This window comes from Acinetobacter sp. SH024, assembly GCF_000163635.1.
Lineage (GTDB): Bacteria > Pseudomonadota > Gammaproteobacteria > Pseudomonadales > Moraxellaceae > Acinetobacter > Acinetobacter pittii.
This window is the reverse complement of record NZ_GG753602.1, coordinates 237626-247212: the sequence shown is the minus strand read 5'-3', so window position 1 is coordinate 247212 and position 9587 is coordinate 237626. Positions and strand designations below refer to the sequence as shown.

Here is a 9587-nt window from a genome sequence, read left to right as displayed (position 1 = left end):
CACGCTGCGTTTTTTTATAATAAGCTTTTAAGCAAGAGCAGCTACAACAGCCTCACCCATTTCAGCCGTACCTACTTTTGTCATACCTTCAGACATAATATCTGCTGTACGCAAACCTTGATCAAGCACTTGACCTACTGCATCTTCAATTGCTTTTGCAGCAGCTTCTTCACGGAATGTGTAGCGAAGCATCATTGCAACTGAAAGAATAGTTGCTAATGGGTTTGCCACATTTTGACCCGCGATATCAGGTGCAGAACCATGGCAAGGCTCATACATACCTTTGCCATTTTCATCTAACGAAGCCGATGGCAACATGCCGATTGAACCTGTAAGCATTGCTGCTTCATCAGATAAGATGTCGCCAAACAAGTTACCCGTTACGATCACGTCAAACTGTTTCGGTGCACGTACAAGTTGCATTGCAGCGTTATCAACATACATATGTGAAAGCTGAATATTTGAATAATTTGCTTGCTGTAAATCAGTAACTGTTTGCTTCCAAAGCTCTGTAACTTCCAAAACGTTAGCTTTATCTACAGAACAAACCTTTCCACCACGTAAGCCTGCAAGTTCAAAAGCTACTTTTGCAATACGCTTAATTTCGCTTTCAGAATAAACGTCGGTGTTATAACCTTGCTTTTCACCGTTTTCGAGTTCACGGATACCACGTGGCTGACCGAAATAGATACCGCCAGTCAATTCACGAACAATTAAAATATCTAAGCCAGCAACAATTTCAGGCTTTAAGCTCGAAGCATCTGCTAATTGCGGATATAAAATCGCTGGGCGCAAGTTAGCAAACAAGTTAAGTTCACTACGAATTTTTAAAAGACCACGTTCAGGGCGAATAGAACGCTCAATGGTGTCCCATTTTGGTCCGCCTACCGCACCTAATAAAATTGCATCAGCTTTTTTTGCTTGTTCACTTGTTACTGCTGGGTACGGTTCACCATGCGCATCAATTGCCGCGCCGCCTAATAAGCCATGTTCCCAAGTTAACGATAAATTAAATTTTTCATTTACTGTATTTAATACTTTTTCTGCCGCCCCAACAATTTCAGGACCAATACCATCACCAGCTAAAATTAAAATCTGTTTAGACATGAACTTTTTCCATTTTCCAAAGACAAGCAGTGCTACAACTACCGCGGTGTTAGTTTTTTCTGCTCAAGGAATTCACCTAGTCCTGTTGTAACATCAAATGGTCGACAAAAACGGCGAATGACATGCCCATCTTGTTCTAAATCGACACATAATGGATCTGGTACAGAAACATTCAGCAAACTACCCGAACGGTTAGATTTGTCTCGGTACATTTTAAATGTATAGCGATGGTTAGCATTAAACTGGTGAATCACATGAAATGTTTCTGCACGATCCGGAGAGATCGGATAGAAACGAATCACCACTTCATATTGTTTAGCAGGCACTGATAAATATAAGCTGTTAGTTTGGCTAAGCACTGAACCTTGTAATCTCACAATCCCTTGATGAATTGCCTGATTACTAATTCTTCGTGTTTGCGCATCCACTACAGTAATATCATTTAGTCGTTCAAATTCACAACTCTTCGCGCCCGAACAATATATTGCTGCATTCTGCCCCAAATTTTCTTGTTCAGCCTGCTTAATGCGGACAGTATCCACTACATTGTAAGTGCTTTGACAAGCACTGAGTGTTATTGCGCACAGGCTCAACAAAAAGCTATGAGTAACGTTCCTCTTCATTGTTCAAGCCCAATCCTCATCTAGTGCATAATTCTAAGGTGTTTTTATGCTTTAGCATGTTAGCAAGAGTTTGAACGCTACGCCATGGCTATGTTTAAAATGTACCGAAAGGTTAATTCAACTCTTGGAATACCCAAGGACGAACTTGTTTAGTTTTTTCTTCATAAGCGCGAATTGCGTCCGCATTTTGAAGAGTTAAACCAATATCATCCAATCCATTTAACAAGCAGTGCTTACGAAACGGATCAACTTCAAATTTAAACGCTTCACCTGTTGGCGTACGTACTTCTTGAGCTGCTAAATCAATTGTTAATTGATATCCCTCATTAGCAGCACATTCTTTAAATAACTGTTCAACTGTTTCTTCTGGCAAAATGACAGGTAACATGCCATTTTTAAAACAGTTATTAAAGAAAATATCAGCAAAGCTTGGTGCAATAACGGTACGGAATCCATATTCATTTAATGCCCAAGGCGCATGCTCACGACTTGAACCACAACCAAAGTTAGTACGAGCAATTAAAACAGTTGCTCCTTGATAACGAGGCTGGTTTAAAACAAAGTCCGGATTTTTTGGACGTACTGAATTGTCTTGCCCCGGATAACCTTCATCTAAATAACGAAGTTCATCAAATAAGTTGTCGCCAAAACCAGTGCGCTTAATCGACTTTAAAAACTGTTTTGGAATAATTAAATCTGTATCAACATTGGCACGATCTAATGGTGCAACGATACCTTGTTCAACTGTATAAGCTTTCATGGTTTGCTCCAGACCGAATTAAAATGAACGAACATCAACGAAGTGACCAGCGATTGCAGCCGCTGCCGCCATTGCTGGGCTCACCAAGTGAGTACGACCACCATTGCCTTGACGGCCTTCAAAGTTACGGTTAGACGTCGATGCACAATGTTCACCTGGTTGTAACTTGTCTGCATTCATTGCTAAACACATTGAACAACCCGGCTCACGCCATTCAAAGCCAGCTTCCAAGAAGATTTTATCCAAGCCTTCTTTTTCAGCCTGTTGCTTAACTAAACCAGAACCCGGAACAATCATGGCTTGTTTAATGGTAGATGCCACTTTACGTCCCTTAACCACCTCAGCCGCAGCACGGATGTCTTCAATACGAGAGTTCGTACAAGAACCAATAAAGACACGATCAAGCTGAATATCAGCTAATGCCTGACCTGCATTTAAACCCATATATTGATAAGCACGTGTCCAGTCATTACGTTGAACGTCATCTTTCGCTTGTTCTAAAGTTGGCACAGCTTCAGTAACTGGAATAACCATCTCAGGTGAAGTTCCCCAAGATACTTGTGGTTCGATTTCTGCGCCATTTAACTCAACTACAGCATCAAACACAGCATCTTCATCTGAATGCAAGGTGTTCCAGTAAGCAACTGCTTGTTCCCATTGCTCGCCTTTTGGTGCGTAGCTACGGCCTTTCACGTATTCAATGGTTTTGTCATCAACAGCCACCATACCGACACGCGCACCTGCTTCAATCGCCATGTTACATACCGTCATACGGCCTTCAATCGACATATCACGGAAAACTTGACCACCGAACTCGATTGCATAACCTGTACCACCAGCAGTACCAATTTTACCGATAATGGCTAACACCACATCTTTTGGTGTTACGCCTTTACCCAATACGCCATCTACACGAACCAACATGTTTTTAGATTTTTTCTGAATCAAGCATTGTGTTGCTAACACATGTTCAACTTCAGATGTTCCAATACCGTGCGCCAAGCAACCAAAAGCACCGTGAGTCGCTGTATGTGAGTCACCACATACCACCGTCATACCTGGTAAGGTTAAGCCCTGTTCAGGTCCAACTACATGCACAATCCCCTGACGAATATCATTAATACTAAATTCAACAATATTAAAGGCTTTACAGTTGTCATCTAAGGTTTGAACTTGAATACGAGATGTATCATCTTCAATACCAGCGATGCCTTGGTCACGTTCCTTTTTAGATGTTGGAACATTGTGGTCCGGTGTAGCAACGTTTGCACTTAAACGCCATGGTTGACGATCCGCAAGTTGCAAACCTTCAAATGCTTGTGGACTTGTCACTTCATGCAATAAATGACGGTCAATGTATAGTAAACATGAGCCATCATCGCGCTGTGAAACAACGTGGTCATCCCACAATTTGTCATATAAAGTTTTGCCTGCCATGTCGTCTTGCTCCATTGGACTGGGTAATTCTGATCTTTATTCGATTATAGCCAGAGTTTCACATAAATCTAATTTATCATTTTTATAAATTAGAAAACTTTTTGGAATAAATTATAATTTCCATAAGGTGCATCAAATTTAATAAATCGTTTTTGTTAATGATTATCATTTGCATAATCAATTTTTAATCTTATACTCTAATGCCTATACTAAAAATATCTAAAGTGGCTAAAGAGAATGATCATGGCTAATATCCAAAAATTCGTTATAAATAATCAACGTACCTTAAAGAAAACCTTAAGCTATTACATTATGCATATTACTGTCGCAATGCTAGTCGCATACTTTGTAACAGGTAATATCTGGATGGCTTTAACATTAAGTATGCTTGAACCAACCGTACAAGCTTTTGCTTTTTTCTTCCATGAAAAAGTTTGGGCTGCTAAAGATCGCCGCATATCAGCCTTAGCTGAAAAAGAAACAACAGCTTAGGCTAAGATTAGTGCGGTAATTCATAACTTTCTCACTCGTTTTGCTGCAAGCATGATACGATTTTGGCTCGGCAACTTTAGCCCCTCGATTTTTCTATTCCAAGTTGAGTTGTATTATGAATCTTGCAGCCTTTGAAGCTTTTGTAAAAGTTATGGAAACAGGGTCTATCTCTGTGGCAGCAGATCAGTTATTTATTACTCAACCTGCCGTTACCAAACGAATTCACAGTTTAGAAGAATATTTTGGCGTAAAACTATTTGAATCTGCAGGGCGTGGTGTTCAGGCAACTCATGCTGCACATTCATTACTTCCTAAAGTTAAAAACTGGTTAAATGAGCTGGGTGATATTCACCATACGCTGAGCCATGAACAAACTCAGGTACAAGGCCGCTTAAAAGTCGGTACGAGTCACCATATTGGTTTACATCATTTACCTGCACCGCTTAAACATTTTGTTCAGCAATTTCCTCAAGTTACCTTAGACGTGCATTTTGTTGATTCAGAGCAAGCTCATGAACAAGTACTGGCTGGTGATCTAGAACTCGCATTTTTAACGCTTCCTCCTTCAGGAGATGAGCGTCTTAACTACATTACAATTTGGAATGATCCTTTAGTTTTTGTTGCCGCCCCTTTTCATCCGCTGGCACAAAAGAAGAATCTTACCTTACAAGATTTAATTGAATATCCAAGCTTATTACCCGCTGCACAAACTTATACTGCTCAAATCACTTTAGCTGAGTTTGAAAAACAAGGACTTAAACCAAAAATTACCATGAGCAATAACCCTCTTGAGTCTATTCGCATGTTAGTCTCGATTGGTTTAGGTTGGTCAGTTTTACCAAAAACTCTGTTGAATCAGGATATGCAGCAGCTTGATTTAAATGTTGAGATGAATCGTCAATTAGGTATGGTTTGGCATCCTGCACGTACTCAATCTAGAGCCATGCAGGAGTTGATTAAAATGATGCAAGAGTAGTTGAATTATTAACGACTATATTTTTTAAAAAGGATATAAACCAGAAAAGCAAAAGGTAATAGTAAAAATAGTATGCCCCAACCAAAGAAAATAGCGGCAAAGATAATACCGAGTAAAGCACCTAAAAATAATAAAAAAATAATGTAAATGAAGAGTTCACCAATAAGTGTGATGAAGCCGTCAATCAGTTGCCCACCAAATTCTTCAAGAAGATTAGCTTTACGGGTCTTCTTTTCTTCGGTCTCATTCTGATCATCCATCATATCCTCCACACATCATTACGGCCGATTTAAATCGCCCTTACTCTCAATGCAGAAAAAGCGATTTAAATATAAGAATCTTTTCAAGTTTATAAAAAACTCTGATTTGATGCGCATAATTCAACCAAGCTTTAAGAGGCTTCGAATTTGTTGCACCATTTGGTTTTCATCAAGCATATGGTGTGGAATCGTCATCGTTAATAACTGATCTGATCGAAAATGGCGGTCTACTTCAAGCATAACGTGAGTTTGATTAGGTTCAGCAACAAAAGATACCTCAACTTCATTAAATCCGCTAAACATATGTGAAGAGACAAATTCAAGCTCTTGGTAACAACCAATCGTTGATCTAAAATTTCGCGCAGTCAGCTGCCCTTTTTCTACATCTACTGTCGATAAAACAAAGCCACATCGCTGCATAGCCTGTAGAAACATTTGCATGGCTGGAGTTGGCAGAACCTTTAGATAATCACGATCAGTTGCATCTAATCCCCAATCAACATCCATATGGGTTTGAATCCAAACACGTGCACCATTTCTTCGACAAGCAACCTCAGTAATTGGTGTCTCAAATGGTAGTTGAATACTAAAAGGGAAAGAATGTGCTTGATGTGCCGGCAAGAGGAATCGAGAGTTCACTAACCACTCTTGTAAAACTAAAGGTTGGTTAAACTCATGATCACCAGATTCGACTTCTGCCATCGTCACCAATTGCAAATAAAGACCATTAATCTCTTTATCAGATGATCCACCTTTAAAGCTAATTTCTCCATGCAATGTGCTGCCTGCTTGTAAGCTTGGGTTCTGTAAAACAGTTTCTACCGTCACACCTTGAAGACCCAAACCAGACATAATTTTACTAAACATTTTTTCTCTAACCTTTCGAATTATTTCATGTCATCTGTAGCAGCATACTTATTATTAAAGTGCATCATCTCCAGCGAGCTGAATCTTACCATCTGCAACTTCATTCATAAATTGGTTATAGTCATTTAGATTACGTTCTGCATATTCTTCTGCATACGTTTGTAATACTTCTACTATCGTATTACCTTCGCCCAGATATCCCATAAGTACATCTGCATTTCCAGATTTAGCGTGGGCATGAGCCAGGGCTAAACCGCAACTTTCAGCATACTCATAGAAATACTCATCATCCATGTCACTAAGATCAACCGAAATTTTCATATCACGTAACTGGCGTACATGAAAATGCTGATTTGATATTGAAGAGAACCCAAGAAATATATCACTTGCGGCCTGCATGAGCTGCTGACCATGCACTACACGCTCACCTTCGTGATTTACCTTGTCTACAAATAGCGGGCTGAGAATTGATGGATTCGCTTCTTTCATTTGTAAAATTAACGGTTCCCGATCTGCATCTTGAAATAATGCAATCGCTGATCGTGTACCAACACTTCCAACACCCACTACTTTCAAAGCTACATCTGTACGTTGATAACGATCAAAAAGCACTTGGCGATCATATTTCAAAGAATCACGGTATTTTTGAAAAAATACATCAACATCTTTACCAAATGGCTCATCTAGATCTGGATGCCATAATAACGGCGCATCATCCATAAAATGACGAAACCCTGTATCTTGATCTTGCTGGGTAAGCTTCGGCAAAACAGAGTACGCAGTTCTTTTCTGTGCTGAATCGAGGTGCTTCTCGCGTTTCTTTCTTAGTTTTCGACACTCAGTATTTTCTAATAATATACTGGCATCAACTTTTTCATACCAAACTTGGAGTGGTGAAAGTTCTGTAATTTCTAATAAGTGCTGACGATAACTATTCAGCATTATTTTAATTGCTTTTAACCCGACTTTCTCTGCAAGATGAATATCACGTGCCGCGATTACAAAACTGGTTGCTAAGCGCTTTACATCCCATTCAAATGGGGCAACTAAAGTCTCATCAAAATCATTAATTCCAAATAACAGGTTACGTTCGGGACTTGCAAAACCGCCAAAATTACTTAAATGACAATCCCCACAAATCTGTTGAAATAAGCCTGAATTTGCCTGCTCCCACGCTTGGTCAAATAGCATCAAAGAAGGCATGCCACGATAAAATGTAAATGGAGAAACACTCATCCGTTTTGCACGAATCGGCTTGAGCTTTTCTAAACGTCCTTGGTTACTCCAATCATAGACCGTTAAGGCAGTTGTACCTTTTGGTCGTTCAGAAAGCTTTGATAGGTGTTCACGTGGAACTTTTTTACGTTGAGCCTTACCTAATTTGAAGCCTTCGCTTTTATTTAGTAGTTTCCCCTGATAGCTATGACGTGTTAAATCAATACTTTCATCATTCCAAAGTTGTTTTGGTAATTTAATTGGTGTTGTTTTTGACATTATTCCCTCATTTTTAAATTAAAATTTTTTATATTCTAAAATCTTTACCAAGATAAAATTTATTTTATTAATCATAGCAATATCTTTTTTTAGCTAAGATTTATAAGAAATATTAAAAAATGATTTTAAATATAGTTAAGAGTTGGAAGACCTCAAAACTTTTCAAATTGTTCTTCCAACTCCACAATTTTAAATCGACCAGTCCTGAATGTCCCAATTGTGTTCTTGAGCCAGTTTTTCAAGGCGATCATCAGGATTTACTGCAATTGCATGCGTTGCATATTCAAGTAAAAAACGGTCATTAATTGAATCGGAATACGCCCAAGACTCAGACACGTTACGGCCTTCCAACCATGCATCTAGACGTGCAAGTTTGCCTTTTTGATAACACGCTAAACCAGCAACTTTACCCGTATATTTTCCGTCAGCCACTTCAGCATTGGTTGCTAAAATTTCGGTAATCCCAAATTCGCGGAAAATCGGCGCAGTAATAAAATCACTCGTTGCCGTAATACCCACAATAGTATGGCCTAAATCTTGATGTTTTTTGATTGCGTCAAAACCTTTTGGACGCATTTGCGGACGAATGACTTTTTGCATGAACAATTGGTGGAGCTCAGTTAAGTAGTCGTTGTCATGCTGCGTTAAAAATCCGAAAACAAATTCATTATAAGCATACGGGTCAAGTTGCCCTGCTTTGTAATCTTCATAAAATTTATCATTCATCTGACGATGATGAACCGGATCAACCAAACCTTCATTGACTAAAAATTCACCCCAAGAATGGTCTGAATCGGTATTTAACAAGGTATGGTCTAAATCAAACAACGCCAGTTTCATGAAAATTCTCGTTTAAACTGAAATTTAAGAAAAAAAATGTAAATCTATCTCCGCTAGTCGATAGAAATTCGTTAAGATCGTAGCAATTTAAACATTTTACTTTGATCTTTTCGAGCTGGACATAAAAAAGTGTTTGTCCCCGCGATTAAAGTCAACGATATAGACAATATTTAGGTAGCCAAATGATCGACTCAGAAGGTTTCCGACCGAATGTCGGGATCATTTTGGCAAACGATGATGGACAGGTTTTATGGGCAAAGCGCATTGGTCACAATGCTTGGCAATTTCCACAAGGAGGCATCCAGTTTGGAGAAACCCCTGAACAGGCACTTTTTCGAGAACTGAGAGAAGAAATCGGCTTATTGCCCGAACATGTCCAGATTATTGCGCAAACCAAAGGATGGCTGCGTTATCGTTTGCCACATCGGTACATTCGGTCAGACTCTGACCCCGTATGTATCGGACAGAAACAAAAATGGTTTTTACTGAAGTTAACTGCGCCTGCAAAAAATATTCAGTTAAACCTTTCCGACCCGCCCGAATTCGATGAATGGCAGTGGGTTAGCTATTGGTATCCTCTTGGACAAGTGGTGAACTTCAAGCGTGATGTTTATCGTAAAGCCATGGTGGAGTTGTGTACACAGTTGCCGATGCAACAATTACCCTAAAAATCATTTATCTAGCAAATGATTTTTATTAAAAGTGCTGTTATAAATACATTCATAGTCTAA

General features: G+C 39.2%; 11 protein-coding genes. 3 read left to right on the top strand and 8 right to left on the bottom strand.

Translation table 11 applies throughout. The features are described 5' to 3' along the window. Window positions 1-27: 27 nt before the first annotated feature. The 4 genes from leuB to leuC all read right to left on the bottom strand — a co-directional run bounded on the left by leuB (window position 28) and on the right by leuC (window position 3927). Window positions 28-1107 carry a 3-isopropylmalate dehydrogenase gene (gene leuB / locus HMPREF0013_RS17705; RefSeq protein ID WP_002114882.1) on the bottom strand — a complete coding sequence of 360 codons (1080 nt, stop codon included), beginning with the start codon at window positions 1105-1107 and terminating at the stop codon, window positions 28-30. A gap of 38 nt (window positions 1108-1145) precedes the next feature. After that, window positions 1146-1730, bottom strand: a complete 585-nt coding sequence (locus tag HMPREF0013_RS17700; protein ID WP_005066026.1) for a hypothetical protein — start codon at window positions 1728-1730, stop codon at window positions 1146-1148. A 112-nt stretch (window positions 1731-1842) separates the two neighbouring features. Then, a complete protein-coding gene (gene leuD / locus HMPREF0013_RS0105565) occupies window positions 1843-2490 on the bottom strand; it encodes a 3-isopropylmalate dehydratase small subunit (protein ID WP_002114814.1) in 648 nt (215 codons plus the stop codon). An 18-nt stretch (window positions 2491-2508) separates the two neighbouring features. Next, window positions 2509-3927, bottom strand: a complete 1419-nt coding sequence (leuC, locus tag HMPREF0013_RS0105560) for a 3-isopropylmalate dehydratase large subunit (protein WP_002115007.1) — start codon at window positions 3925-3927, stop codon at window positions 2509-2511. Window positions 3928-4164: 237 nt separating this feature from the next. On the opposite strand from leuC, the gene HMPREF0013_RS17695 reads away from it, so the two are divergent. Next, window positions 4165-4419 carry a DUF2061 domain-containing protein gene (locus tag HMPREF0013_RS17695; protein ID WP_005804193.1) on the top strand — a complete coding sequence of 85 codons (255 nt, stop codon included), beginning with the start codon at window positions 4165-4167 and terminating at the stop codon, window positions 4417-4419. A gap of 115 nt (window positions 4420-4534) precedes the next feature. Beyond that, a complete protein-coding gene (locus tag HMPREF0013_RS17690) occupies window positions 4535-5395 on the top strand; it encodes a LysR family transcriptional regulator (RefSeq protein WP_016142306.1) in 861 nt (286 codons plus the stop codon). Window positions 5396-5403: 8 nt separating this feature from the next. Here the strand turns inward: HMPREF0013_RS17690 and HMPREF0013_RS17685 are convergent, their stop codons facing one another. From HMPREF0013_RS17685 to HMPREF0013_RS17670, 4 genes are all read right to left on the bottom strand, one after another. Beyond that, the gene (locus HMPREF0013_RS17685) at window positions 5404-5655 is read right to left on the bottom strand and encodes a hypothetical protein (RefSeq protein WP_002115132.1); all 252 of its coding nucleotides are present in this window, start codon (window positions 5653-5655) and stop codon (window positions 5404-5406) included. 120 nt (window positions 5656-5775) lie between these two features. Next, window positions 5776-6522 (bottom strand): sporulation protein, encoded by a 747-nt coding sequence (locus tag HMPREF0013_RS17680; protein WP_002115100.1) that lies wholly within the window; start codon window positions 6520-6522, stop codon window positions 5776-5778. A gap of 54 nt (window positions 6523-6576) precedes the next feature. After that, on the bottom strand, window positions 6577-8016 hold the full coding sequence (locus tag HMPREF0013_RS17675; RefSeq protein WP_002114793.1) for a DUF2252 domain-containing protein: 1440 nt from the start codon (window positions 8014-8016) through the stop codon (window positions 6577-6579). Between the two features lie 189 nt (window positions 8017-8205). Further along, window positions 8206-8856, bottom strand: coding sequence for an HAD family hydrolase (locus HMPREF0013_RS17670; RefSeq protein WP_002115098.1), 651 nt, complete (start codon window positions 8854-8856; stop codon window positions 8206-8208). A 182-nt stretch (window positions 8857-9038) separates the two neighbouring features. Here HMPREF0013_RS17670 and HMPREF0013_RS17665 point away from each other — a divergent pair, with 182 nt between their 5' ends. Further along, window positions 9039-9524: an RNA pyrophosphohydrolase gene (locus HMPREF0013_RS17665; RefSeq protein WP_000567255.1), complete on the top strand. Its 486-nt coding sequence runs from the start codon at window positions 9039-9041 to the stop codon at window positions 9522-9524. Window positions 9525-9587: the final 63 nt, after the last annotated feature.

Excerpts from the sequence above, each read along its gene's own strand:
- HMPREF0013_RS17695 (WP_005804193.1), top strand. The coding sequence starts at position 4,165 with ATGATCATGGCTAATATCCAAAAATTCGTTATAAATAATCAACGTACC.
- leuD (WP_002114814.1), bottom strand. The coding sequence starts at position 2,490 with ATGAAAGCTTATACAGTTGAACAAGGTATCGTTGCACCATTAGATCGT.
- HMPREF0013_RS17700 (WP_005066026.1), bottom strand. The coding sequence starts at position 1,730 with ATGAAGAGGAACGTTACTCATAGCTTTTTGTTGAGCCTGTGCGCAATA.
- HMPREF0013_RS17670 (WP_002115098.1), bottom strand. The coding sequence starts at position 8,856 with ATGAAACTGGCGTTGTTTGATTTAGACCATACCTTGTTAAATACCGAT.
- HMPREF0013_RS17665 (WP_000567255.1), top strand. The coding sequence starts at position 9,039 with ATGATCGACTCAGAAGGTTTCCGACCGAATGTCGGGATCATTTTGGCA.
- HMPREF0013_RS17685 (WP_002115132.1), bottom strand. The coding sequence starts at position 5,655 with ATGGATGATCAGAATGAGACCGAAGAAAAGAAGACCCGTAAAGCTAAT.
- leuB (WP_002114882.1), bottom strand. The coding sequence starts at position 1,107 with ATGTCTAAACAGATTTTAATTTTAGCTGGTGATGGTATTGGTCCTGAA.
- HMPREF0013_RS17690 (WP_016142306.1), top strand. The coding sequence starts at position 4,535 with ATGAATCTTGCAGCCTTTGAAGCTTTTGTAAAAGTTATGGAAACAGGG.
- HMPREF0013_RS17680 (WP_002115100.1), bottom strand. The coding sequence starts at position 6,522 with ATGTTTAGTAAAATTATGTCTGGTTTGGGTCTTCAAGGTGTGACGGTA.
- leuC (WP_002115007.1), bottom strand. The coding sequence starts at position 3,927 with ATGGCAGGCAAAACTTTATATGACAAATTGTGGGATGACCACGTTGTT.
- HMPREF0013_RS17675 (WP_002114793.1), bottom strand. The coding sequence starts at position 8,016 with ATGTCAAAAACAACACCAATTAAATTACCAAAACAACTTTGGAATGAT.